Consider the following 24,237-nt stretch of genomic DNA (forward strand, 5'->3'; position numbering starts at 1 on the left):
GGGGCGTGAAGGGAAGGTTTCGTCCCGTGTCCGACCCGGCCGGCCCCGACCGGTCAGAACTTCACCCGGGCCGCGACGGGGAGGTGGTCGCTCCTGGTCTCCGGCAGGGCCCAGGACGACATCGGCTCGACTCCCTTGACCAGGATCTGGTCGATGCGGGCCATCGGGAACGAGGCCGGCCAGCTGAAGCCGAAGCCGTCGCCGGCCGCGCCCTGGGTGGAGCGGAGCTGCGAGGTGACGCCGTTGAGCGCGCGGTCGTTCATGGTGCCGTTGAGGTCGCCGAGGAGGACGATCCGCTCGTGCCGGTCGTGGGAGATGGCCTCGCCGAGGGCGTTGGCGCTGTTGTCCCGCTGGTTGGCGGTGAACCCGGCGTTCAGCCTGACCCGGACGGACGGCAGGTGGGCGACGTACACGGCCACCTCGCCCTTCGGGCTGACGACGGTGGCCCGCATGGCGCGGGTCCAGCCCATCTGGATGTCGACCGGCTGCGGGTCGCGCAGCGGCAGCTTGCTCCACAGGCCGACCGTGCCCTGCACGGAGTGGTACGGGTAGGCCTCCGCGAGGCCCTTCTCGTACGCCGGGACCACGTCGCCCTTCAGTTCCTCCAGGGCCAGCACGTCCGCCCCGGACGCGGCGAGCTGCGCCGCCGTGCCCGCCGGGTCCGGGTTGTCGGCGTTCACGTTGTGGGTGGCGACGGTCAGGTCGCCGCCGGCCGCCGACTTGTCGGCCACCAGACCGCCGAAGAGGTTCAGCCACACCACGGCCGGAAGCAGCAGCGCGATCAGCGCGGTCGCGGACCGGCGCAGCAGGGCGAGGACGAACAGCAGGGGGACGAAGAGACCGAGCCAGGGCAGGAAGGTCTCGGTCAGACTGCCCAGGTTGCCGATCCGGTTGGGGATCTCGGCGTGCAGGCCCATCAGCAGGGTCAGGGCCACCGCGCAGGCGGCGAGCAGGATGCCGCGGCGCCAGATGCCGGGATCGCGGCGGATTCTGTCGAGGGCGGTCCGGAAGCGGGAGGTGCGGCGCTCGTTCTCCGCGCCGCCCTGCTCGGTCTCCGTCATGTCCACCCGCGCCATCGCCCGTCCTCACTGCCTTGCTGCCGTGCTGTCTTGCCGACTTGCTCCGTGACCCGACGTCGACACTAGGCGATGACGGGTCACTCGTACCCCCCGGAGGACGACACCGGCGGCGTGGCGGGTTCCTGCAGGTGACGCCCGCGGGCGGGCTGTGACAGAACGCGCATATTCGGCCTGCTCCGGTCCGGACCGATCCGGTCCGGTCAGTCGCGCGGGCGCAGGCCCTCCCAGACGGCGTCCACGACCTGCTCGGCGAGACCCGGTTCCAGGGAGCCGCCGGGGCGGATGACGGTCCGCAGGAGCAGGGGCGCGGTCAGGAGGTCGTTGACGAACTCGATGTCGAGGTCGCCGCGGATCTCCCCCTGCTCGATCGCGCGCCGCACGGCGTCCCGGCCGAGGCGGCGGCGGGGCTCGATGACGGTGGCGTGGTACGCGTCCCACAGCTTGGGGTAGTGCCGCATCTGCGCGAACACGTTGTGGAGCAGGGCGGAGTTGCGCTTGGCGAGGCCGCGTTCGCGCATCGACTCCAGGAGGGCGACGAGGTCGTCCCGGGCCGAGGTGCCGGGCAGCACCGGCTCCGGGGGCTCGACCGAGCGCATCAGGTCGACGAGGAGCTCCTCCTTGCCGGCCCAGCGGCGGTAGAGGGTGGCCTTGCCGACGCCGGCGGTGCGGGCGATCCGCTCGATGGACAGCTCGGCGAGCGGGACGCCCTCCTCCAGGAGCCCGACGATCGCGTCGAAGACCGCCTGCTCGACCCCTTCGCTCCGGGGCCGCCCACGCCGCGCGGGGGCGGCCCCGCCGGGACCGGAGGCGGTCGCTCCGGGGCCGGGGGCGGTCGCTCCCGGACCGAGGGCGGCCCCGCCGGAACCGGGGCCGGTCGCTCCGGAGGTCCCGCAGGGGAGCGGGTCCCGTACGTCCTCGTGGGGTTCCGGGGTTCCGGGGGTCCCGCCGTCCTGCCGCGACACGTGAGCTCCGCCTCTCCGTCCGGTCCGGGACCCTCGGGGCGCGCCCGGGTCCGCGGTCTACTGTCGGGCCGATTCTCCCGCCTCGGCGGCGGGAGCCGGCACCGAGGCCCGCCGCGCGTCACCGGCGCGGTCGGTTCCGTCCGGCTCGGGCACCGCTCCCGGCCCGGCTCCAGGGGCCGCCGCGGGCCCCGCTCCCGGCCCCGGTTCCGCGTGGCCCGCCGGGGTGCGGCCCGGGAGGAAGAGGGCGACGACCACCGCGCCGGCCACGGCGATCGCCGCCGAGGCGAGGGCCGTGACGTGCATGGCGCCGAGGAAGGCGTCGTACGCCGGGGCCACCAGGTCCCGGCCCGCCGGGCCGAGCTTCTCCGCGACCGCGAGCGTCGCCTCGATGGACTCGCCCGCCGTGCCGCGCAGGGCGGCCGGCACGCCTTCGAGGTGTCCCTCGATCCCGCCCCGGTAGGCGGAGGAGAGCACCGAACCGAGGACGGCCACCCCGAGGGCGCCGCCGACCTGCCGGAAGGTGTTGTTGATCGCCGAGCCGGAGCCCGCCTTCTCCCGGGGCAGCGCCTGCATGATCGCGACGGTGACCGGCGGCATGATGTGCGCCATGCCCGCGCCCTGGAGGAAGAAGACGACCTCCAGGACCCAGAGCGGGGTCGAGGCGTCGAAGAAGGCGAAGGCGGTCAGGCCGACGGCGACGAGCACCATGCCGCCGGTGCACACGGCCTTGGCGCCGAAGCGCTCGACGACGAGCCGCGCCCGGGGCGCGAAGGTCATCTGGGCGACCGCGAGCGGCAGGATGAGCAGCCCCGACTGCAGCGCGCTGTAGCCGCGCACGCTCTGCAGGTAGAAGGCGGAGAAGAAGGTCACGCCCATGAGGGCGAAGAAGACGAGCGCGATCGCGGCGACGGCCGCCGAGAACGCGGGCCGCTTGAAGTACGTCATGTCGATGGCCGGGTGGTCGCTGCGCCGCTCGTGGAGCACGAAGAGGGTGAGGACCGCGAGGCCGCCGAGGACCGGGGCGAGGACGGTGAGGTCGGTGGCGTCGGCCAGCTCGCCGCCGCGGATGATCCCGTACACGAGGAGGACGAGTCCGACGACGGAGAGCAGGACGCCGGGGACGTCGACCCGGCCGGGCCTGGGGTCGCGGGAGTCGGGAACCAGCCACATCATCAGGGCGAGGGCGAGGAGCACGACGGGGACGTTGATGAGGAAGATCGATCCCCACCAGAAGTGTTCGAGCAGGATGCCGCCGGTGATGGGGCCGATCGCGATGGCGAGGCCGACGCTGCCCGCCCAGATGCCGATGGCCTTGGGCTGCTCGTCGCGTTCGAAGACGTTCATGAGGACGGCGAGGGTCGCGGGCATGACGAACGCGGCGCCGAGGCCCATCACGGCCCGGAAGGCGATGAGCTCGCCCGGGGAGCCGGAGAGCGCGGCGAGGGCGGAGCCGATGCCGAAGACGGTGATGCCGAAGAGCAGCACCTTCTTGCGGCCGAGCCGGTCGCCGAGCAGCCCGGAGGTGAAGAGGAGGCCGGCGAAGACGAGCGTGTAGGAGTTGATCGCCCACTCCAGCTCGCTCTGGGTGGCGCCGAGGCCGGTGGGCGCGGGGGCGGCGATCGTCTTGACGGCGACGTTCAGGATCGAGTTGTCGAGGACGACGATCAGCAGGCTGAGCATCAGGACGCCGAGGACGGCCCAGCGGCGCCGGTGGACGGCCTCGGGGACGCGGGGCCCGGCAGGTGCGGAGGACGGCTGTGACATGGCACCAGCCTAGGGGTGATTACGATACGAGACCGTCTCGTATTGGAAATCCTGACCGAGCCTTTACGTTGCGGGGCACCGGAACGCGCCAACCGCCACGCCGGTGTGAACAGCGCCACTCCGGCCCACTTCCCCGCCCGCCCGGCGAAGTGCCACCATGGATGTGGTCCGGGGACGCCGTCAGGGCGCCTCGAGATGACACAAGGAGCCGTGCACCATGACGCTTCAGGCTGCCCAGAAACCGCCCGCCGACAGCAGCAAGGCGCTGTACGGCGGCAAGGGCACGCGCCGCATCACCGTCCACGACATCGCCGCCGCCAAGACCCGCGGCGAGAAGTGGCCCATGCTCACCGCCTACGACGCGATGACCGCCTCCGTCTTCGACGAGGCCGGCATCCCGGTGATCCTCGTCGGCGACTCCATGGGCAACTGTCACCTCGGCTACGACACCACCGTGCCCGTCACGATGGACGAGATGACCCTGCTCTCCGCCGCCGTCGTCCGGGGCACCAAGCGGGCCCTCGTCGTCGGCGACCTCCCCTTCGGCTCGTACCAGGAAGGGCCCGTCCAGGCCCTGCGCAACGCCACCCGGCTCGTCAAGGACGCGGGCGTCGGAGCGATCAAGCTGGAGGGCGGCGAGCGCTCGCTGCCGCAGACCGAGCTGCTCGTCCAGGCCGGCATCCCCGTCATGTCCCACCTGGGACTCACCCCGCAGTCCGTGAACACCATGGGCTACCGGGTGCAGGGCCGCTCCGACGAGGCCGCGCACAAGCTGCTCCGCGACGCGAAGGCGGCGCAGGACGCCGGCGCGTTCGCGGTCGTCCTCGAACTCGTACCGGCCGAGCTGGCCGCCGAGGTCACCCGCTCGCTGCACATCCCGACCATCGGGATCGGCGCGGGCGCCGGAACCGACGCCCAGGTGCTCGTGTGGACCGACATGGCCGGTCTGACCGGCGGCAAGGTCCCGCGCTTCACCAAGCAGTACGCCAACCTCCGCGAGACGCTCGGCGACGCCGCCCGCGCCTTCGCCGAGGACGTCGGCGGCGGGGTCTTCCCCGCCGAGGAGCACACCTTCCACTGACCGCCGTGACACCCCGCTGACCACCGCGGTACGACACCGACAGCCCGCCGACATCCCCCATCGGCGGGCTGTCGGTCATCTGTCGGGGGATTGTCGGTGGCACCTGGTCTAGTGGTGGCCATGACGCGATCACACACCAACGCCGTCGAGGTCCGGGGCCTCGTGAAGCACTTCGGCGACACCAAGGCCCTCGACGGGGTCGACCTGGACGTCCGGGAGGGCACCGTCCTCGGCGTCCTCGGGCCGAACGGCGCCGGCAAGACCACCCTCGTCCGCTGCCTCTCCACCCTCCTCGTCCCGGACGCGGGCACCGCCACCGTCGCCGGGTACGACGTGGTGAAGCACCCCCGCCAGCTGCGCCGCACCATAGGCCTCACCGGTCAGTACGCCTCGGTCGACGAGAAGCTCTCCGGCTTCGAGAACCTGTACATGATCGGGCGGCTGCTCGACCTCTCCCGCGCCGACGCCCGCCACCGGGCCGACGAGATGCTGGAGCGCTTCTCCCTCACGGACGCCGCCAAGCGGCCCGCCATGAACTACTCCGGCGGCATGCGGCGCCGCCTCGACCTCGCCGCCTCGATGATCGGTCAGCCGGCCGTCCTGTACCTGGACGAGCCGACCACCGGCCTCGACCCCCGCACCCGCAACGAGGTGTGGGACGAGGTGCAGCGGATGGTCTCCGAGGGCGTCACCGTCCTCCTCACCACCCAGTACATGGAGGAGGCCGAGCAGCTCGCCAGCGAGCTGACCGTCGTCGACAAGGGCAAGGTCATCGCCAAGGGGGGCGTCGACGAGCTGAAGGCGAAGGTCGGCGGCCGGACCCTGAAGGTCCGCCCGGTGGACCCCGACCAGCTGCCCGCGATGGCCGCGGCGCTCCGCGAGACCGGACTCGACGGGGTCGCCGGCGCGACCGTCGTCCCGGACGAGGGCGCGCTGTACGTGCCGATCCTCACCGACCAGCAGCTGACCGCGGTCGTCTCCCTGCTCGGTGCGCGCGGCTTCGGCATCGCCCACATCGGCACCCACCTGCCCAGCCTGGACGAGGTGTTCCTGGCGATCACCGGCCAGAAGACCACCGTTTCCGACGCGATCAACGAGGAGGTCGCCGCGTGAGCACGACCACGGTCACCAAGTCCCCCGTCGGATCCCCGGGTCCGGCCACCGAGCGGCGCGCACCGGTCGCCGAGGGCCGGATCGGCCTGCGGGCCAACCTCCGCCACATCGGCGCCCTGGCCCGGCGCAACGCGCTCCAGATCAAGCAGGACCCGGAGTCGATGTTCGACGCCGTCCTGATGCCGATCATCTTCATCCTGCTGTTCGTGTACGTCTTCGGCGGCGCGATCTCCGGCAAGGGCAACAACGACGTCTACGTCAACTACGTGACGCCTGGCCTGATGGCGATGATGGGCATGAACATCGCGATGGCCGTCGGCGTCGGCATCAACGACGACTTCAAGAAGGGGGTCATGGACCGGTTCCGGACGATGCCGATCGCCCGGTCCTCCGTCCTGATCGCGAAGATCGTCGTCGAGGTCGGCCGGATGCTGATCGCCACCTCGATCCTGCTCGGCATGGGTTTCCTGCTCGGCCTGGAGATCCACACCTCGTTCTTCCACCTGCTGGCCGCGATCGGCCTGTCGATGGTCTTCGGAGCGTCGCTGATGTGGATCTTCATCCTGCTGGGTCTCACCCTGAAGACGGCCCAGGCCGTCCAGGGCATGGCGATGCTGGTCCTGATGCCGCTGCAGTTCGGCTCCTCGATCTTCGCCCCGCCGACGTCGATGCCCGGCTGGCTGAAGAGCTTCACCGACTACAACCCGCTGTCCAACCTCGCCGACGCCTCCCGGAACCTGATCAACGGCGGCCCGGTCGCCCACTCCGTGTGGATGACCCTCGGCTGGGCGCTGGTGATCACGGTCGTCACGGCGCCGCTCGCGGTGACCAAGTTCCGCAAGAAGACCTGAGTCCGGCACGGGGGTTCAGGACTCGGCGCGCTCACTGATCGCGTCGGCGGCGCGACCGAGCAGGGCGGCGGCCTCTTCCAGGGAGAGGCCGTCGCCTTCGGCGTGTGCCGCCGCGAACGCCTCCTCGCCCAGGACGGACCGGGTCAGCTCCGTCGCCGTCCGGAGGTTCTGCGCCTCCAGCGGCGGCGGCAGGTGCCCCGGCGGGAGGAGACCGTCCCGGGCCCCGAGCAGCACGGCGGCGGTCCGCGCCTCGGCACCGCCGAGACCCGCCAGCGCCCAGGCCGCGACGGCCAGATGGACCGAGGGCATCTGCGGGGCCACCATCATCGACAGGGAGCCGAGGGAGCGGTCGTACGCCTCCTTGGTCAGGGCGAACGCCGAGGCGTACCGCCCGTCCAGGTTGTCCAGCCAGCCCAGGCTGCCGAGGGTGAAGCCCTCGAAGATGGCCAGGGTCGCGGCGCTGAACTCCTCCCGCAGCGCCATCAGGTGCTCCCGGGCCTCGGCGGTCCGCCCGGTGCGGCCGAGGGTGAGCGCGAGGAACAGCCGGGCGCCGACCTGCGGTTCGTGGCCCAGGCCGTGCACCCCGTCCATGACCTCGCGCAGGATCTTCTCGCCCTCCTCCGACCGGCCCTCCTCGACGAGGACCCCGGCGTACCGGGCGCGCAGCAGGGCCATCTGCGACTGGGCGCCGATCCGCTCCGCGTAGCCGATGGCGGCGACGTAGTCCTCCGCCGCGCCCGCGAACTCCAGCCGGCGCTCCCGGGATTCGGCGCGGGCGGACAGCGCCTCGGCCGCCCCCCACGCGTCGCCGAGGCGCTCGAAGATCGCCAGGCTCTCGTCGGCGTCGGCGCCCGCCTCCTCGGCCCGGTCGGTCCGGTTGGCGAACATGTTGGCCCGCATGTGGAGGGCGTTGCCGAGTTCCCAGGTGTAGCCGTGGCGGCGGCAGGCGGCGACGGTGGTGTCGAGGAGTTCGCGCAGCCGGCCGGCCTCGCCGATGAGGAGGACCGCGAAGACGGCGAAGGAGCCGGGCAGCCGGCAGGTCTGGGGCATGCCGGGCGTGTAGACGCCGGTCATCCGGCGGAGCTGGGCGACGCCCTCGGGCTGGGTCCACCGGGCCGTCTCGTGGTCCATGTTGAGGAGTTCGACGAGCCGCACTCCGCGCCGGGCCTCCCAGCGCTGCTCCTCGGAGAGCGGCGGCGGCGCCGCCGTGCACGGCTCGTGCAGGGGGACGACGGGGGCGGCGGGCGGGGCGAACGGGTCGGGCCCGAGCGCGGCGGCGGCCCGGGCCCAGTGCTGGGCGTCGGAGCGCAGGTCGCGCATCCGCCAGTACCAGAGCAGGGAGTGGACGAGGACGAGCGCCTCGTCCTCGTCGTGGGCGTCGACGGCCCGGCGCAGGGCGGTGCGGATGTTGCCGTACTCGCGCTCGAAGCGGGCGATGGCGGCGACCTGGCCGGCTCCGCGCAGCTCGGGATCGGTCCGCCGGGCGAGCTCCCGGTAGTACGTCAGATGACGCCGCTCCGTCGCCGCCCGCTCCCCCGACTCCGCCAACCGCTCCCCCGCGTACTCCGCCACCGTCTCGAGCAGCCGGAACCGCGTCTCCTCACCGTCCCGGCCCACCCCCGCCACCACCAGCGACTTGTCGACCAGCGCACCCAGCACATCCAGCACGTCCAACCCGGCCCCGGCCCCGGCCCCGTCCCCGGCCCCGCACACCGCCTCCGCCGCCGCCAGATCCGCACCCCCCGTGAACACCGCCAACCGCCGCAGCACCGCCCGCTCCGAGTCCTCCAGCAACTCCCACGACCAGTCCACCACCGCCCGCAACGTCTGCTGCCGCGGCAACACCGTCCGCGCCCCCGACGTCAACAACCGAAACCGGTCGTCCAACCGATCCGCGATCTGCCGCACCGACAACAACCGCAACCGCGCCGCCGCCAACTCGATCGCCAACGGCAACCCGTCCAGCCGACGGCACACCTCCTCCGCCGCACCCCGGTCCTCCCCCACCGAGAACCCCGGCCGCGCCGCCGCACCCCGCTCACCCAACAACCGCAACGCCATCCCCAACGGCAACGGCCCCAACGGCCGCACCACCTCCCCCGGCACCCCCAACGGCTCCCGACTCGTCGCCAGGACCCGCAGACCGGGGCAGCGGGCGAGCAGGGTCTCGGCGAGTGCGGCGGCGGCCGCCACGAGGTGCTCGCAGTTGTCCAGGAGCAGCAGCATCCGGCGCCCCGCGCAGCGCTCGACGAGCCGGTCGACCGGGTCCTCGGCCTGTCGCAGCTCCTCGGCTCCGGCGCCGCGCAGCACCGTCTCGCGGGCGCCGACGGCCGCCAGGACGGCGTCCACGACCGCCTCCGGGTCGGCGACGGGGGCGAGTTCGGCGACCCAGACGCCGTCCGGCCAGGCCCCGTCGGCGGCGCCGCGCTCGGCCGCCTCCTGGGCGAGCCGGGTCTTCCCAGCGCCGCCGGGCCCGAGCAGGGTGACGAGCCGGGCGCCGCGCAGATCGTCCTGGAGGGCGGCGATGTCCTCGTCGCGTCCGACGAAACTGGTGAGCCGGGCGCGCAGGTTGCCCCGTACGACCGGCTTCTCCGGCGGCGGGACGGCGGCGGGTCCGGGGGCCGTCGGGGCGGCCGGTCCGGGGGCCGTCGGGCCGGCGGGTCCGGGGGCCTTCGCGCCCGCGAGCAGCTCCGCGTGCAGGGCGCGCAGGGCCGGTGACGGGTCCGTGCCCAGGCGGGTGGCGAGGGCCCGCCGGACCGACTCGTACGCGACGAGGGCCTCGGCGACGCGGCCGGTGTCCCGCAGGGCGCGGATCCGCAGCGCCTGCAGCGGCTCGTCCAGCGGGTGGGCGGCGCACAGGGAGGTCAGTTCGGGGAGGGCCGCGGGGGCCGCGCCGAGCCCGAGGGCCGCGTCGAGCCGGGCACGGCGGGCGTCGAGGCGGCGGGCCTCCCAGCGGGCGGCCTCGGCGTCCCGGTCCGGCAGGTCGGCGAGGGCGGATCCGCGCCAGAGTCCGAGGGCCTCGTCGAGGAGGGCGGCCGCCCGCGCCGGGTCTCCGGCGCCGAGCGCGGCGGCGCCTTCGGTGGTGAGGCGTTCGAAGCGGCGGGCGTCTACGTCCTCCGGCCGGGCGTCGAGCCGGTAGCCGCCCTCGGCGGAGAGCACCCGCTCGCGGCCGAGGGCCTTGCGGAGCCGCCCGACGAGGGCCTGGAGCGCGGCGACGGCGTCGGCGGGCGGCTCGTCGCCCGCCCACACCTCGGCGACGAGCTCGCCCACGGGCACGGTCCGGCCGGCCCGCAGGGCGAGAACGGTGAGGAGCGCGCGGACCCGGGGGCCGCCGACGGCCACGTCGGTGCCGTCGGGCGTACGGGCGAGGGTCGGGCCGAGGACGGAGTAGAGCACGGCCCCATTCTCGTCGAACGGGCCCCCGCCGCCGGAACTCGCCCCGGTACCCGGTACGTTTCCCGCACATCAGGCACCGTACGAGCCCGTCTCCGTCCCCTGGGAGCTTCCGCGATGACCACGGCCACCACCCGGCGCCACGAACGGCGGATCAGCCCCGTCTTCCTGGCGATCCTCGCCGTCATGGCCGTCACGGGCTGGGCGGTGTGGACGGACTTCGCCGCCTCGCCCGGGCTCGCCGTCTTCCTCTTCGTGACCTCGGCGTGGGTGGTGTCGCTGTGTCTGCACGAGTACGCGCACGCCCGCACGGCCCTGCACGGCGGGGACATCACGGTCGGCGCGAAGGGCTATCTGACGCTGAACCCGCTGGCGTACACCCACGCCGTCCTCAGCATCGTGCTGCCCGTGCTGTTCGTGATCATGGGCGGGATCGGTCTGCCGGGCGGTGCGGTCTTCATCGAGCAGGGCCGGATCCGCGGCCGCTGGAAGCACAGTCTGATCTCGGCGGCGGGACCGCTGGCGAACGTGCTGTTCGCGCTGGTCTGCACGGCCCCGTTCTGGCTGGACGCGCTCGACGGCGTGCCGCTCGCGTTCCGGTTCGCGCTGGCGTTCCTGGCGTTCCTCCAGGTGACGGCCGCGATCCTGAACCTGCTGCCGGTGCCGGGTCTCGACGGCTACGGGGTCCTTGAGCCCTGGCTCTCGTACAAGGTGAAGCGGCAGATCGAGCCGTACGCGCCGTACGGCTTCTTCATCGTGATCGCGCTGCTGTTCGTCCCCGCGATCAACGACGGGTTCTTCGACGCGATCGACGCGCTGATGCGGTCGCTCGGGGTGCCGGAGCTCTCCCGCTACTGCGGATCGCAGCTGTTCCGGTTCTGGCAGGAGACGCCGGAGTTCTGCCAGGTCTGAGACCGCGGGCCGGTCCGAGGCCGGGGGTCACGCCTCCGTGGCGGCGGCCTTCTCCATCTTCGCGCGGCGGACGTAGTACCAGGCCATGTTGGAGGAGAGGCCGGCGATGAGCACCCAGACGACGCCGAGGAAGCTGCCCTCGACGAAGGAGACGACGGCCGCGGCCACGGCCAGGGCGCAGACCACGAGGGCGTAGAGGGCGAGGCGGGGCATGGGGGTCGGCTCCTGTCCGGGGTGCGGCTGCTGTGCCCGTCCAGTGTCCCCCATGCCCTGAAGCGTCCCGACTCCGGCTCGGCGGCCGGCTCAGATGTCGGTGACGCGGAGCCCGGCGTGGGCCTTGTAGCGGCGGTTGACCGAGATCAGGTTGGCGACGAGCGACTCGACCTGGTGGGCGTTGCGCAGCCGGCCGGCGAAGACGCCGCGCATGCCGGGGATGCGGCCGGCGAGGGCCTGGACGAGCTCGACGTCGGCGCGCTCCTCGCCGAGGACCATCACGTCCGTGTCGATCTCCTCGAGCGAGGTGTCCTGGAGGAGGACGGCCGAGAGGTGGTGGAAGGCGGCGGCGACCCGGGAGTCGGGGAGGAGCGCGGCGGCCTGCTCGGCGGCGGAGCCCTCCTCGGGCTTGAGGGCGTAGGCGCCCTTCTTGTCGAAGCCGAGCGGGTTGACGCAGTCCACGACGAGCTTGCCCGCGAGCTCCTCGCGCAGCGACTCGAGGGTCTTGGCGTGTCCGTCCCACGGCACGGCGACGATGACGATGTCGCTGCGGCGGGCGCAGTCGGCGTTGTCGGCGCCCTCGACGCCGTGGCCGATCTCCTCGGCGGCCCCCTGGGCGCGGTCGGCGGCCCGGGAGCCGATGATCACCTTCTGTCCGGCCTTGGCGAGCCGGTAGGCGAGGCCGCGGCCCTGGTCGCCGGTGCCGCCGAGGACGCCGACGACGAGACCGGAGACGTCGGGGAGGTCCCACGGGTCCTTGGGCGCGGCCTTGGGGGCGGTCCCGGAGGCGGGGGTGCTGGGAGTGGAGGAAGTCATGGACCCGACATTACCGACCGGTCGGGCCGCCGGGACCGGTCCGGTACGGGCGGACTCGCGCCGGGCCTGTCCCGTACGGGTGGAACTCCCGCGACCGGCCGCGCGCGGGCCCCGGTCTGGTGCAGGATGCGGACCCATGGATGCCGTACGGGTCGCGTTGCTGCGGGAGGTGCTGGCCGGGACGGAGTGGCCCCGGGCGGCCCGCCGGTTCGCGGGGGCGCTGCGGTCCTCGGTCGTCCCGCACCGGGGCGGGCTGCTGCTCGTCGGCACGGCGGAGTACGAGCCGTGGCACCTGGCCGCGCACCTGGTCGACGAGTCGGCCTGGTCGGGGCTGCCGGAGCTGGCGCCGACGCTGGTGCGGCACCGGGTGCGGCCCGGGGATCCGGCGCACCTGGCGGTCGGCCTCGGCCGGCTCGAAGGGGCGGGGCGCGGGGTGACGCTGCTGATGGTGGCGCCGGAGCGGCCGGACGCGGGGCTGTTGCAGCGGGTGCACGACGCCCGGCGGGCCGGGGCGACGGTGCTGTCCCTGGACGGCGGCGACGAGGAGGTGCGGGGGCTCGCGCACGAGACGCTCACCGTGGCGGAGGGGGCGGAGGTGGACCTGGACACGGTGCAGCACCTGGTGAGCGCGGCGGCCGGGGAGAACAGCCTGCCCTCCCCGCGGGGGACCCGGCGCTTCCGTGACCGGCTGTCGGGCCTCGCGGACCGGCTGACGGCCCCGCCGCCGCCCCGCTGGTAGCGACCGGCCGGCCGGGGAGCCCGGGGGACGCCGTCCCGGCCCGGGCGGAAATTCGGTTGCCTCCGGCATCTCTCCGTCGGAGCATGGCCCCTCGTGTCCCCCGCTCTCGCGAAGTTTTCCGCCCTTCTGCCCGATCTGGCGCCGTGGCGCGCCTCGCGCGACTTCCGGCTCCTCTGGGTCCAGGGGCTCGTGACGTTCTTCAGCAGCGCCATGGCGATGATCGCCCTGCCGTTGCAGATCAAGGAACTGACGGGTTCGCCGCTCGCCGTCGGCGCGATGGGCGCGGTCGAGCTGGTGCCGCTCGTGGTGTTCGGCCTGTACGGCGGGGCGCTCGCGGACGCGGTCGACCGGCGCAAGGTGATCCTCCTGACCGAGGCGGGCCTCGGTCTGCTGGCGGCGGTCCTCCTTGTCAACGCGCTGCTCCCGGAGCCGATGCTCTGGCCGCTGTACGTGGTCGCGGCCGGGGTCTCGGCCCTCGCGGGGCTCCAGCGCCCGGCCCTGGACTCGCTGCTCGCCCGGATCGTGCCGCACGAGCACCAGACGGCGGCGGCCGCGCTGAACTCGCTGCGCTGGCAGATGGGCGCGATCGCCGGTCCGGCGCTCGCGGGCCTCGTCGTGGCCTACGCGGGGCACCCGTACGCCTACGGGGTGACGATCGCCGGTTTCGCCGTCTCGGTGCTGCTGTGCCGCCGGCTCTCCCCGGCGCCGCCCGCGCACGACGCGGAGAAGCCCTCGCTGCGGGGCATCGCGGAGGGCGCGCGGTACGCCTGGTCGCGGCCGGTGCTGCTGGGCACGTACGCGATCGACCTGGCGGCGATGTTCTTCGCCTTCCCGAACACGATCTTCCCGTTCCTCGCGGACGAGCTGGACGCCGACTGGTCGCTCGGCCTGATGTACGCGGCGGGCTCGGCCGGCTCCCTGGTGCTGGGCTTGACCAGCGGCTGGACCTCGAAGGTGCGGCGGCACGGGCTGCTCGTCGTCGGCGGCGCGGCGGGCTGGGGGCTGGCCATCGCGGCGGCCGGATGGTTCGGGAACATCTGGCTGGTGCTGCTCTGTCTGGCCTTCGCGGGGGCGGGCGACATGCTGAGCGGTCTCGGCCGCTCGACCATCTGGAACCAGACGATCCCGGAGGAGCTGCGCGGCAGGCTCGCCGGCATCGAGGTGCTCTCCTACAGCGTGGGGCCGCAGCTGGGTCAGGTGCGGGCGGGTGCGATGGCGGGCTGGACCGGCACCCGGTCGGCGATCTGGACGGGCGGCGTGGCGTGTGTCGCCTCGGTGGGCCTGCTGTGCCTGGCGCTGCCGAAGCTCCTCACGTACGACTCCGAGACCGACGAGGACTCGCTGCGCCGCAAGGCCCAGCAGGAGGCCGCCCGTGGGGCGGACCCGCGGGAGGCGGCCGGGACCGCCTGAGCGGTCCCGGCCGTATCGGTCCGTCCCTAGCCCGGGGGCTCCTGGGCCTCCGGCTTCCCGCCGCTGTCGTGCCAGCGGGGGTCCGTCTCCCACTCCAGGTTCCGCTCGCGGGCGGTCTCCATGGCGTGCGAGGCCTCCTCACGGGTGGCGTACGGGCCGAAGCGGTTCTTCGCCGGGCACTCGGGGCCCTCTTCGACCTTCTTGTGCTCCAGGCAGTAGTACCACTCACCCGGTTTGCCCACGGTGCGCTTCTTGAACAGGGCCATCGTCGTCGGCTCCTTCCTCCGAGACCATGCTGCCCCAGACCCGGTCGTTAGACTCGCTGGCATGTCTGGCCAGTCGCTTCTCGTCCCGGGGGAGCTCTCCCCCCACCGCTCCGTTCCGGGCTCCATCCGCCGCCCCGAGTACGTGGGGAAGCCCGCCCCGTCCCCGTACACCGGGCCCGAGGTGCAGGATTCCGACACCGTCGAACGGATGCGGATCGCCGGCCGCATCGCCGCTCAGGCGATGGAGGAGGCCGCCAAGCACATCGCTCCCGGTGTCACCACCGACGAGCTCGACCGGGTCGCGCACGAGTTCATGTGCGACCACGGCGCGTATCCGTCCACCCTCGGCTACCGCGGGTTCCCGAAGTCGCTGTGCGCCTCGATCAACGAGGTCATCTGCCACGGGATCCCCGACTCGACCGTCCTGCGGGACGGCGACATCGTGAACCTGGACGTCACGGCGTACATCAACGGCGTCCACGGCGACAACAACGCCACCTACCTCTGCGGCGACGTGGACGAGGAGTCGCGGCTGCTCGTGGAGCGGACCAGGGAGTCCCTGAACCGCGCGATCAAGGCGGTGAAGCCGGGCCGCCAGATCAACATCATCGGCCGGGTCATCGAGTCGTACGCCAAGCGCTTCGGCTACGGCGTGGTCCGTGACTTCACCGGTCACGGCATCAACTCGTCCTTCCACTCCGGCCTGATCGTGCCGCACTACGACTCGCCCCACCACACCACCGAGATCAAGACCGGCATGACGTTCACGATCGAGCCGATGCTGACGCTCGGGACGCACGACTACGACATGTGGGACGACGGCTGGACCGTGGTGACCAAGGACCGCAAGCGGACCGCCCAGTTCGAGCACACCCTCGTGGTGACGGAGACCGGGGCCGAAATCCTCACGTTGCCGTAGTCCCTCGGGTGGGTACCACTTTTACCGACAGGACGTCGGGAACCAGTTGACTTAGGTAAGCCTAACTTGGCAGGATCGTCACTGGTTCCCGTCCCATCGGTCTCGGAGGCACGCCTTGGACACGCCCTTCTCCACGCTCATCCGTACGGCTTCCCACGAGCAGCACACGGAGGCGGAGACCTCGTCCTTCATGGGCGACCTCCTGGGCGGACGCCTGGCCGTCGACGCCTACGCGCGGTACACCGAGCAGCTCTGGTTCGTGTACAAGGCCCTGGAGGACGGCGCCGAGGCCCTGCGCGACGACCCGGTCGCCGGGCCGTTCATACAGCCCGAGCTGTTCCGCACGGCCGCCCTGGAGCAGGACCTGGCCCATCTGCGGGGCACCGGCTGGCGCGCCGGGGTCTCCCCGCTGCCCGCCACCGTCGCGTACGCCGAGCGGGTCGCCGAGTGCGCCCGTGACTGGCCCGCGGGATACGTGGCCCACCACTACACCCGCTACCTGGGCGACCTGTCGGGCGGCCAGATCATCCGCGACAAGGCGGAGCGCACCTGGGGCTTCGCCCGCAAGGGCGACGGCGTCCGCTTCTACGTCTTCGACGCGATCTCCAACCCCGCCGCGTTCAAGCGGACGTACCGCGAGCTGCTCGACGGGGTGAACGCGGACGACCTGGAGAAGCAGCGGATCGTCGACGAGTGCAAGCGCGCGTTCGCCTTCAACAGCGCGGTCTTCCACGAGCTGGGCGGGGAGTTCCCGCTCAGCGCGTGAGGGTGCACCCGGAGGGCCTCAGCGCGTGAGGGTGCCCTCCAGGCGGACCCGTCCGCCGAGTTCCACGATGCCGTCAGGGCCGGGCGCGGTGAGCAGCTGCGAACCCCGGCCCTGCGTGATGTTCAGGGCCCGGCCGAGCTCCGCCGTGAGCAGCAGCGCCGCCGCGCCGGTCGCCTCGTCCTCGTCGATGCCGTCGCCGCGCCCCGGGAACGCCCGCGCCCTGACCCGCCCGGCGGCCTCCTCCTCCCAGGCCCAGGCGTAGATCCCTCCCCAAGGACTCCGTCCAGGGGATGCCCCAACCCCCGGCTCGGGCACGTCGAGGGCGTCGACCTCGGCGGCGGAGCCGTACCGGCGCAGGGTCCGCGGCGGCGCCCACTCGGCGCGCGCCTCGATCCAGGTGAACTCCCCGTCACCGCGCACCCACACCTCGCCCGCGGGCGGGCGGACCACCTCGAGGTCGAGCAGCCAGGCGGCGCCGACCAGCGGGTGCCCGGCGAACGGCAGCCGCACGCCGGGGGTGTAGATGTCGACGGTCCCGCGCTCCGGGTCGTCCACGAACACCGTCTCGCTGAACCCGAGTTCCTTGGCGAGCGCCTGCCGGGAGGCCTCGTCGGGGTGGAACCGGGCGTCCCGTACGACTCCGAGGGCGTTGCCGTACCGGCCGTCGGCCGAGCAGAAGACCCGGAGGACGTCGATGTCGGTGGCGGCGCCGGGCACAGTCGTGTTCATGGCGGGAATTCAACCATTTTCGGAGCGCGCGGCAGGGCCGCACCCGGTAATCGGGTGCGGCCCTGCGCCTTTCGGGGGGTGGCGGTCTACGGGAGGAGCGGCCGCTCAGGACTCCGTGGCGCGGCGGCGCACGGCGACGACGACGGCCGCGCCGGCGGCGGCGAGGGTGCCGGAGGCGGCGAGCAGGAGGCCGGTCGGGGCACCGGAGCCGGTCGAGGCGAGGGCGCCCGAACCGCCCACCGAGCCAGCGCCGCCTACGGAGCCCGCGCCGCCGGCGGTCCCGCCGCCCGTGGTGGACGGGCCGCCGGCCGTGCCGCCGCCGGTGGAGCCGGAGCCGCCGGAGGCCGAGGGCGACGCGGCGGTCGCCCAGGCGATGGCGGCCACGGAGGTCGAGGCCTTCGCCGGGCGCCCGTTCTCGGCGCTCTCGGGCGGCGAGCGGGCCCGGGTGGCGCTGGCCCGGGTGCTCGCCCAGCGGACCGGGCTGCTGCTGCTCGACGAGCCGACCGCCGCCCTCGACCTGCGGCACCAGGAACTGGTCCTGTCGGTCTGCCGGAAGCGGGCGGCGGCGGGCGACGCCGTGGTCGTCGTGCTGCACGACCTCGGGCTCGCGGCGGCCCACGCGGACCGGGTCGCGGTGCTGCACGACGGCGGGGTCGCGGTGGCGGGGCCGCCCTCGGAGGTCCTCGGGGCGGAGCTGCTGAGCCGGGTGTACCGGCAGCCGGTGGAGGTGTTCCCGCACCCGCGGACCGGGGTGCCCCTCGTCGTACCGAGGCGTAATGAAAATGCGGACAATTCGCCACGCTTGACCGGCCCTTGACCCTGCCATGAGGACCCCATGAGAAGCCTGTGATCCGGCTGTGTCCGGGCCCCGGGACCTGAGAGCTGAATCACTGGACGGGCGGGTATGGCTCAGGTAAGCCTCGGTTAAGTTAGGTCCGCCTCAGTCCCCTTCCCGCGTTCCTGGAGCCCTCATGCGAGCCGTTCGCCTCTCCGTCGTCACCGCCGCAGCGACCGCCGCGGCGCTGGCCGCCGTCACCGGCTGCACCGAGAAGAGCGACGCCAAGGCCGACGACGGCACCGTCACCGTCGTCGCCAAGGACGACTCCTGCGAGGTCTCGAAGAAGGAGTTCCCGGCCGGTCACGTGAACCTCGCCGTCGAGAACCGCGGCTCCAAGGTCACCGAGGTCTACGTCCTCTACCCGGACGACCGGATCGTCACCGAGCGCGAGAACATCGGCCCCGGCACCAAGGCGAGCCTGACCGCCGAGATCAAGGCCGGCGACTACGAGATCGCCTGCAAGCCCGGCATGGTGGGCGACGGCATCCGCCAGCAGGTCAAGGCCACCGGCGGCGCCGCGGGCGCCAAGCGCTCCCCCGAGATGGACGCGGCCGTCGCCGCCTACCGCCAGTACGTCCAGGCGCAGGCCGACGCCACCCTCCCCAAGGTGAAGGTCTTCACCGACGCCGTCCGCGCCGGAGACGTCGAGGCCGCGAAGAAGGCCTACGCCGCCTCCCGCATCGGCTGGGAGCGCACCGAGCCGGTCGCCGAGTCCTTCGGCGACATCGACCCCAAGGTCGACGTCCGCGAGGACGGCCTGGAGGCGGGCCAGGACCCGGCCAAGGACTGGACCGGCTGGCACCGCCTGGAGAAGGCCCTCTGGCAGGACAAGAAGATCGGCGACCGCGAGAAGCAGCTCGCCGACACCCTCGACAAGGACCTCGCCGACTGGGCGAAGCGCGTCGGCAAGGCCGAGATCACCCCGACCTCGATGGCCAACGGCGCCAAGGAGCTCCTGGACGAGGTCGCCACCGGCAAGGTCACCGGCGAGGAGGAGCGTTACTCCCGCACCGACCTCGTCGACTTCAAGGCGAACGTCGAGGGCGCGCAGAAGTCCTTCGACCTGCTGAAGCCGGTCGCCACCAAGAACGACCCGAAGCTCGTCGCCGAACTCGACAAGCAGTTCGCCGCCCTGAACACGCTGCTCGACAAGTACCGCGCGGACAAGACCGGCTACGACTTCACCTCGTACGACAAGGTCGGCAAGCCCGAGCGCAAGGAGCTGTCGGACGGCGTCAACGCGCTGGCCGAGCCGCTCTCCAAGCTCGCCGCCGCCGTCGTCAAGTAACGAGCGCCGAGAGACGGGAGACGCGGACATGGCCGAGGACACCCAGGAGACGACGACGGGAACCGGGGCCGCCGCGCCCTCCCGCCGCAGCGTCATCGGCTGGGGCGGCGCCGGGCTCGCGCTCGGTGCCGCCGTGGCCGGCGGCGCCGTCGCGCTCACCCGCGACGGGGACACCGCGGTGCCCGTCGCCGAGAGCGGCGCCGCCGTGCCCTTCCACGGACCGCACCAGGCCGGCATCGCCACCGCCGTGCAGGACCGGCTGCACTTCGCCGCCTTCGACGTGAAGACGAAGGACCGTGCGGAGCTCGTCCAGCTCCTCAAGGACTGGACGCGGGCCGCCGAGCGCATGACGGCGGGCGCCGAGGTAGGCGAGGGCGCCTACGGCGGTCTCCCGGAGGCCCCGCCGGACGACACCGGCGAGGCCCTCGGCCTCAAGCCCTCCCGTCTCACCCTCACGATCGGCTTCGGCCCCTCGCTCTTCGACGGGCGCTTCGGGCTGAAGGACAAGCGGCCCGGGGCCTTGGTGGAGCTGCCCAAGTTCCCGGGCGACAACCTGGATCCGGCGCGCAGCGGCGGCGACCTCTGCGTCCAGGCGTGCGCGGACGACCCCCAGGTCGCCGTGCACGCCATCCGGAACCTGGCGCGGATCGGCTTCGGCAAGGTCGCGGTGCGCTGGTCCCAGCTGGGCTTCGGCAAGACGTCCTCGACGACGCCGGACGCCCAGACGCCCCGCAACCTCTTCGGCTTCAAGGACGGCACCCGCAACATCGCGGGCACCGACGCCGAGCGGCTGGCGAAGCACGTGTGGGTCTCCGGCAAGGACGCCGAAGGAGCGGCCGCCTGGATGGACGGCGGCTCGTACCTCGTCGCCCGCCGCATCCGGATGAACGTCGAGACCTGGGACCGTACGCCGCTGGCCGAGCAGGAGGACATCTTCGGCCGCGACAAGCGCGAGGGCGCGCCCGTCGGCAAGGCCAAGGAGCACGACGAGCCGTTCCTGAAGGCGATGAAGCCGGACTCCCACGTCCGGCTCGCCCACCCGGACACCAACGCCGGGGCGACGATCCTGCGGCGCGGCTACTCCTTCACCGACGGCACCGACGGCCTCGGCCGCCTGGAGGCCGGGCTGTTCTTCCTCGCGTACCAGAAGGACGTGCGGACCGGCTTCGTCCCGGTGCAGACCTCCCTGGCGCGGGCCGACGCCCTCAACGAGTACATCCAGCACGTGGGTTCGGCGCTCTTCGCGATCCCGCCGGGCGTCCGCGACAAGGACGACTGGTGGGGCCGGGCGCTCTTCTCGTGACACACCACGCAACCCCGGGAGGGAACCGGCGTGTTCGGTAACTATCTGATCGGCCTGCGCGAGGGCCTCGAAGCCAGCCTCGTCGTCTGCATCCTCATCGCCTACCTGGTGAAGACCGGCCGGCGCGACGCCCTGAAGCCCGTCTGGCTGGGCATCGGCGTCGCCGTCGCCGTGGCGCTGGCCTTCGGCGCCGGCCTGGAGTTCGGCTCCCAGGAGCTGACCTTCGAGGCCCAGGAACTGCTCGGCGGCTCCCTGTCGATCGTCGCCGTGGTCCTGGTGACGTGGATGGTCTTCTGGATGCGGCGCACCGCCCGGCACCTCAAGGCGGAACTCCACGGCAAGCTGGACGCCGCCCTCCGGATGGGCACGGGCGCGCTGGTCGCCACCGCGTTCCTCGCGGTGGGCCGCGAGGGCCTGGAGACGGCGCTCTTCGTGTGGGCTTCGGTACGGGCCTCCTCCGACGGCTCGTACGCGCCGCTGACCGGCGTCCTGCTCGGCCTGCTCACGGCGGTGCTCCTCGGCTGGCTGTTCTACCGGGGCGCGCTGAGGATCAACCTGGCGAAGTTCTTCACCTGGACCGGCGGCATGCTGGTCGTGGTGGCGGCGGGCGTCCTCGCGTACGGCGTGCACGACCTCCAGGAGGCCCGCTTCCTCGGCGGCCTCGCCGACAAGGCCTTCGACATCTCGGCGACGATCCCGCCGGACAGCTGGTACGGCACCCTCCTCAAGGGCGTCTTCAACTTCCAGCCGAACCCGACGGTCCTTCAGGTCACGGTGTGGGCGCTGTATCTGGTCCCGACGCTCGCGCTGTTCCTGGCCCCGATAGGGTCGGGTCCGTCCGTGCGGGTGAAGAAGCAGAAGGCGACCGATGAGAAGGCTGACGCTGAGGCGAGCGCCGGGACGACCGCTTGAGCGGCTCACGGCCCGACGGTCCACGAGACCCCTGAGACCCGCCCGGCTGCTCGGCGTGACGGCGGCCGCCGCCGTCCTCGCGCTGACGGCGAGCGGCTGCGTCACCGTGCACGGTGAGCTCGCGCTGATGCCGCCGGCCACCCCGGCCGAGGCCGCGCAGGCCCTGGCCGACTTCACCAGCGCCTACAACCAGGCCGACAAGGCCTACGATCCGGCCTTCGACGCCCGCCGGGTCACCGGGCCGTTCGGCGAGATCAACCAGGCGGGGCTGCGCGCCCGGGCGGCCACCAGCCCCGGGGGCAACGCCGCCCACCGGCCGCTGGAGCTGACGGACGCGCGGTTCGTGCTGCCCAGGAAGGCGGGCTGGCCGCGCTGGTTCCTCGCGGACACCGACTCCAACCTGGACACCGACGCGGGCCCCGGCGACCAGCGCTGGCTGCTCGTCTTCGTCCGCAACGGACCCCAGGAGCTGTGGGAGGTCGCCCACCTGGTGATCCTCGCCCCGTCCGAGGTGCCGCGGTTCGCCGAGGAGGACGGCTACGCGGTGCCGGTCGCCGCCGGCAGCGACGCGTACGCGGTCGCGCCAGAGGAGCTCGGCGCGGGGTACGTCTCGTTCCTGAAGGACGGGCAGCAGGGGGCGCTCGCCGCCGGCCCGCACACGACGCTCTGGCGGGAGCAGCGGCAGAAGGGCGCCAAGCGGCCGGGCCTCGCCACCCAGTACCTCGACCGGGTCGCGAACCAGGGCGACTTCGCGCCGCTGGGGCTGCGGACGGAGGACGGCGACGCGTTCGTCTTCTTCGCCACCCGGTTCTTCGAGCGGCAGACGGCGGCGCCGGGCTACCGGCCCAAGGTCGACCCGTCCGTCAAGGCGCTGCTGACCGGCGAGGTCAAGAACACGGTCACCAAGGAATGGGTGTCCAACCAGGCGGCCCTGGTGAAGCCGGCGGGCACGGCCCATGACGGCGTCACGATCAAGGCCCGGCTCCAGGGCGTGGTGGGCGCACAGGGCTCGTGACGGGCGCGGGGGCTCGCGACCGGACCGGACCGCGGGGCCATGTCCGGCGCGCGGGCTCGTCACCGGACCGCGGGGCCGTGACGGGCGCGGCTGCTGTGCCCGGCCCGCAGGCTCGCGACCGGCGCGGGGGGCCGTGACCGGCCCTCGGGCTCGCGACCGGCGCGGGGGGCCGTGACCGGCCCTCGGGCTCGTGACCGGACCGCGGGGATCAGCGGGTCAGGGGCCAGGCGATCTCGTGGGCTCCGTGTTCCCCGTCGCCCTCCGCCTCGCGGGCGGCCGCGTGGCGCGCGCAGGCGTCCTGGAGGGTCTCCAGGAGGTTCAGCGGGTCGGGCAGCGGGTGCTCGGGGCCGCGGAGCCAGGCGACGACGGGATGGGCGCTCTCGTCGCCGGGGAGCCGGGCCGGCGGTACGAGGACGTAGCTGCCGCGGCAGTGCCAGCGGAGCCCCGGGTGCTCGTCCATGGTCTCGGGGTGGCAGTCGAGCTCGCACGGCCACCACTCGTCCTCGTCCTCGGGGGTGCCCCGGGTGGCGGTGAAGAAGAGCATCCGGCCGCCGACCGTGTCGACGTCGGCGGCCTCGGCGACGGGCCCGACCTCGACGCCCTCGGCGAGAAGGCGCTCCAGGGCGGCGCGGCCCGCGGCGAGCGGGACGTCGAGGACGTCGTGGACCATGCCGGTCGCGGTGACGAAGTTCGCCGCGGGCTCGTTGCGGGCCCAGCGCTCGATCTGGGCGCGGTCGGTGGTCGACTGGGTCTGCCAGGCGAACGAGACGGGGTGGCGGGCGGGGGTGGGACAGCCGATCCGCTCACAGGAGCAGCTGTAGCCGACGGGGTACGCGGCGGGGGCCAGGGGCAGCCCGGCGGCGGCGGTGGCCAGGAGCAGCTTCTCGCGGTCGTTCTCGTCCTCGGCCGCGGTGCGTTTGGGGCGCCTGCGCAGCCACTGTGCGAGTTTGCTCTCCGTGCCGCGGTAGCGGCCGATGCCGTCGCCCATCTATCCCCTCACACCTCATGCTCGCCCGTTCGGCTCTGCCCATGGTCCCACCATCCTGCGCCTCGGGTGACCGGAGTGCGGAACCGGGGTGGGGAACCGGTGTGCGACGGACCTTTCAGGCCCTCGGGGCGAGTCCGCGCAGGGCCAGGTCGACGAGGGTGTCGGCGTAGTCGTGGGTGAGCGGCAGGGTGCGGAGCGACCAGCGGTGGTGGAGCGGGCCGACCAGGAGTTCGAGGGCGATCCGGGGGTCGACGTCGGGGTCGACGTCACCGGCGGCCTGGGCGGCCTCGATGCGGCGCGCGTAGTACCCGAGCTGGGGTTCGAGGAGCGCCTCGGTGAAGCGGGCGCCGAGCTCGGGGTCGACCATGCCCTCGGCGGCGAGGGCGCGGGTGGGGCCGTCGAAGGCGGGGTCGTTCATCTCGTCGACGGTGGCGCGCAGGACGTACTTCAGGTCGGCGGCGAGGTCGCCGGTGTCGGGGATCTCACTGTCGGCGTCGCCCCCCAAGGCCTCGTTGGCCCGGGCGGCGAGGTCGAGGAAGGCGTCGAGGAGGACGGCGGCCTTGGAGGGCCACCAGCGGTAGATGGTCTGCTTGCCGACCCCGGCGCGGGCGGCGATGCCCTCGATGGTGGTCTTCGCGTAGCCGGTCTCGGAGACGAGGGCGAGGGCGGCGTCGAAGATGGCGCGGCGGGAGCGCTCGCTGCGGCGGGAGGCGTCGGGGGCCTTGGTGTCGGACATGGGCCCAATCTAACAGCGTACGAGACGCCACGTCTCGCGGGCTGGTGGCCAGGGCCGAACCACCCGAACGGTCCACAGCGCCGGAGGCCTCGAAGGCGGACCATGGGGTCACCGATCCGGCGGATCTTCGCCCGCCGGTGACTC

The 24,237-nt window shown here is 73.2% G+C and carries 23 protein-coding genes and 1 pseudogene; 13 read left to right on the forward strand and 11 right to left on the reverse strand.

The features are described 5' to 3' along the window. Positions 1-53: 53 nt before the first annotated feature. From DEJ43_RS09595 to DEJ43_RS09605, 3 genes are all read right to left on the reverse strand, one after another. A complete protein-coding gene (locus tag DEJ43_RS09595) occupies positions 54-1,076 on the reverse strand; it encodes an endonuclease/exonuclease/phosphatase family protein (protein ID WP_015033143.1) in 1,023 nt (340 codons plus the stop codon). 203 nt (positions 1,077-1,279) lie between these two features. Beyond that, complete coding sequence (locus tag DEJ43_RS09600) at positions 1,280-2,041, reverse strand: TetR/AcrR family transcriptional regulator (RefSeq protein ID WP_015033144.1); 762 nt, start codon at positions 2,039-2,041, stop codon at positions 1,280-1,282. Positions 2,042-2,098: 57 nt separating this feature from the next. Beyond that, on the reverse strand, positions 2,099-3,805 hold the full coding sequence (locus tag DEJ43_RS09605; RefSeq protein WP_015033145.1) for an MFS transporter: 1,707 nt from the start codon (positions 3,803-3,805) through the stop codon (positions 2,099-2,101). 217 nt (positions 3,806-4,022) lie between these two features. Between DEJ43_RS09605 and panB the strand changes: the two genes are divergently transcribed. From panB to DEJ43_RS09620, 3 genes are all read left to right on the forward strand, one after another. Continuing rightward, on the forward strand, positions 4,023-4,886 hold the full coding sequence (panB, locus tag DEJ43_RS09610) for a 3-methyl-2-oxobutanoate hydroxymethyltransferase (RefSeq protein WP_015033146.1): 864 nt from the start codon (positions 4,023-4,025) through the stop codon (positions 4,884-4,886). A gap of 120 nt (positions 4,887-5,006) precedes the next feature. Continuing rightward, on the forward strand, positions 5,007-5,999 hold the full coding sequence (locus tag DEJ43_RS09615) for an ATP-binding cassette domain-containing protein (protein ID WP_041662315.1): 993 nt from the start codon (positions 5,007-5,009) through the stop codon (positions 5,997-5,999). Further along, positions 5,996-6,850, forward strand: a complete 855-nt coding sequence (locus DEJ43_RS09620; RefSeq protein WP_015033148.1) for an ABC transporter permease — start codon at positions 5,996-5,998, stop codon at positions 6,848-6,850. Before DEJ43_RS09615 ends, DEJ43_RS09620 begins: the two co-directional genes overlap by 4 nt. Positions 6,851-6,865: 15 nt before the next feature. Here DEJ43_RS09620 and DEJ43_RS09625 read toward each other — a convergent pair whose 3' ends face one another. Next, positions 6,866-10,246, reverse strand: a complete 3,381-nt coding sequence (locus DEJ43_RS09625) for an AfsR/SARP family transcriptional regulator (RefSeq protein WP_015033149.1) — start codon at positions 10,244-10,246, stop codon at positions 6,866-6,868. Positions 10,247-10,360: 114 nt separating this feature from the next. Here DEJ43_RS09625 and DEJ43_RS09630 point away from each other — a divergent pair, with 114 nt between their 5' ends. Beyond that, positions 10,361-11,155 carry a site-2 protease family protein gene (locus tag DEJ43_RS09630; protein WP_015033150.1) on the forward strand — a complete coding sequence of 265 codons (795 nt, stop codon included), beginning with the start codon at positions 10,361-10,363 and terminating at the stop codon, positions 11,153-11,155. A gap of 27 nt (positions 11,156-11,182) precedes the next feature. On the opposite strand, the gene DEJ43_RS09635 is transcribed toward DEJ43_RS09630, so the two are convergent. Both DEJ43_RS09635 and npdG read right to left on the reverse strand, forming a co-directional pair. Continuing rightward, complete coding sequence (locus DEJ43_RS09635) at positions 11,183-11,422, reverse strand: hypothetical protein (protein WP_015033151.1); 240 nt, start codon at positions 11,420-11,422, stop codon at positions 11,183-11,185. A gap of 36 nt (positions 11,423-11,458) precedes the next feature. Next, the gene (gene npdG, locus DEJ43_RS09640; RefSeq protein ID WP_015033152.1) at positions 11,459-12,184 is read right to left on the reverse strand and encodes an NADPH-dependent F420 reductase; all 726 of its coding nucleotides are present in this window, start codon (positions 12,182-12,184) and stop codon (positions 11,459-11,461) included. Between the two features lie 136 nt (positions 12,185-12,320). Between npdG and DEJ43_RS09645 the strand changes: the two genes are divergently transcribed. Beyond that, positions 12,321-12,923, forward strand: coding sequence for a hypothetical protein (locus DEJ43_RS09645; RefSeq protein WP_015033153.1), 603 nt, complete (start codon positions 12,321-12,323; stop codon positions 12,921-12,923). A gap of 93 nt (positions 12,924-13,016) precedes the next feature. Continuing rightward, positions 13,017-14,333, forward strand: a complete 1,317-nt coding sequence (locus DEJ43_RS09650; protein ID WP_015033154.1) for an MFS transporter — start codon at positions 13,017-13,019, stop codon at positions 14,331-14,333. 26 nt (positions 14,334-14,359) lie between these two features. On the opposite strand, the gene DEJ43_RS09655 is transcribed toward DEJ43_RS09650, so the two are convergent. Continuing rightward, a complete protein-coding gene (locus DEJ43_RS09655) occupies positions 14,360-14,599 on the reverse strand; it encodes a hypothetical protein (RefSeq protein WP_015033155.1) in 240 nt (79 codons plus the stop codon). Positions 14,600-14,660: 61 nt separating this feature from the next. On the opposite strand from DEJ43_RS09655, the gene map reads away from it, so the two are divergent. Further along, positions 14,661-15,518 (forward strand): type I methionyl aminopeptidase, encoded by an 858-nt coding sequence (gene map / locus DEJ43_RS09660; protein ID WP_015033156.1) that lies wholly within the window; start codon positions 14,661-14,663, stop codon positions 15,516-15,518. Positions 15,519-15,633: 115 nt separating this feature from the next. Further along, entirely contained in the window at positions 15,634-16,284 is a 651-nt protein-coding gene (locus DEJ43_RS09665; RefSeq protein WP_015033157.1) for a biliverdin-producing heme oxygenase, read from the forward strand. An 18-nt stretch (positions 16,285-16,302) separates the two neighbouring features. Here DEJ43_RS09665 and DEJ43_RS09670 read toward each other — a convergent pair whose 3' ends face one another. Then, positions 16,303-17,013 (reverse strand): PhzF family phenazine biosynthesis protein, encoded by a 711-nt coding sequence (locus DEJ43_RS09670; protein ID WP_015033158.1) that lies wholly within the window; start codon positions 17,011-17,013, stop codon positions 16,303-16,305. Between the two features lie 105 nt (positions 17,014-17,118). Then, a complete protein-coding gene (locus DEJ43_RS38025) occupies positions 17,119-17,397 on the reverse strand; it encodes a hypothetical protein (protein ID WP_261340885.1) in 279 nt (92 codons plus the stop codon). Between DEJ43_RS38025 and DEJ43_RS38030 the strand changes: the two are divergent. From DEJ43_RS38030 to DEJ43_RS09695, 5 genes and pseudogenes are all read left to right on the forward strand, one after another. Beyond that, a pseudogene (locus DEJ43_RS38030) lies at positions 17,354-17,830 on the forward strand (ABC transporter ATP-binding protein); the annotation flags it as partial. The gene DEJ43_RS38025 and the pseudogene DEJ43_RS38030 sit on opposite strands and share 44 nt — an antisense overlap. Before the next feature lie 154 nt (positions 17,831-17,984). After that, a complete protein-coding gene (efeO, locus tag DEJ43_RS09680) occupies positions 17,985-19,139 on the forward strand; it encodes an iron uptake system protein EfeO (RefSeq protein WP_015033160.1) in 1,155 nt (384 codons plus the stop codon). A gap of 28 nt (positions 19,140-19,167) precedes the next feature. Beyond that, positions 19,168-20,442: an iron uptake transporter deferrochelatase/peroxidase subunit gene (gene efeB / locus DEJ43_RS09685; RefSeq protein WP_015033161.1), complete on the forward strand. Its 1,275-nt coding sequence runs from the start codon at positions 19,168-19,170 to the stop codon at positions 20,440-20,442. A 30-nt stretch (positions 20,443-20,472) separates the two neighbouring features. Further along, positions 20,473-21,354 carry an iron uptake transporter permease EfeU gene (efeU, locus tag DEJ43_RS09690; RefSeq protein WP_015033162.1) on the forward strand — a complete coding sequence of 294 codons (882 nt, stop codon included), beginning with the start codon at positions 20,473-20,475 and terminating at the stop codon, positions 21,352-21,354. After that, the gene (locus tag DEJ43_RS09695) at positions 21,311-22,369 is read left to right on the forward strand and encodes an SCO2278 family lipoprotein (protein WP_015033163.1); all 1,059 of its coding nucleotides are present in this window, start codon (positions 21,311-21,313) and stop codon (positions 22,367-22,369) included. Before efeU ends, DEJ43_RS09695 begins: the two co-directional genes overlap by 44 nt. Positions 22,370-22,577: 208 nt before the next feature. Here DEJ43_RS09695 and DEJ43_RS09700 read toward each other — a convergent pair whose 3' ends face one another. Together DEJ43_RS09700 and DEJ43_RS09705 are read right to left on the reverse strand one after the other, a co-directional pair. Further along, positions 22,578-23,357 carry a bifunctional DNA primase/polymerase gene (locus DEJ43_RS09700; protein WP_015033164.1) on the reverse strand — a complete coding sequence of 260 codons (780 nt, stop codon included), beginning with the start codon at positions 23,355-23,357 and terminating at the stop codon, positions 22,578-22,580. 115 nt (positions 23,358-23,472) lie between these two features. Further along, on the reverse strand, positions 23,473-24,093 hold the full coding sequence (locus DEJ43_RS09705) for a TetR/AcrR family transcriptional regulator (RefSeq protein ID WP_015033165.1): 621 nt from the start codon (positions 24,091-24,093) through the stop codon (positions 23,473-23,475). Positions 24,094-24,237: the final 144 nt, after the last annotated feature.

This window comes from Streptomyces venezuelae ATCC 10712, assembly GCF_008639165.1.
Classification (GTDB): domain Bacteria; phylum Actinomycetota; class Actinomycetes; order Streptomycetales; family Streptomycetaceae; genus Streptomyces; species Streptomyces venezuelae.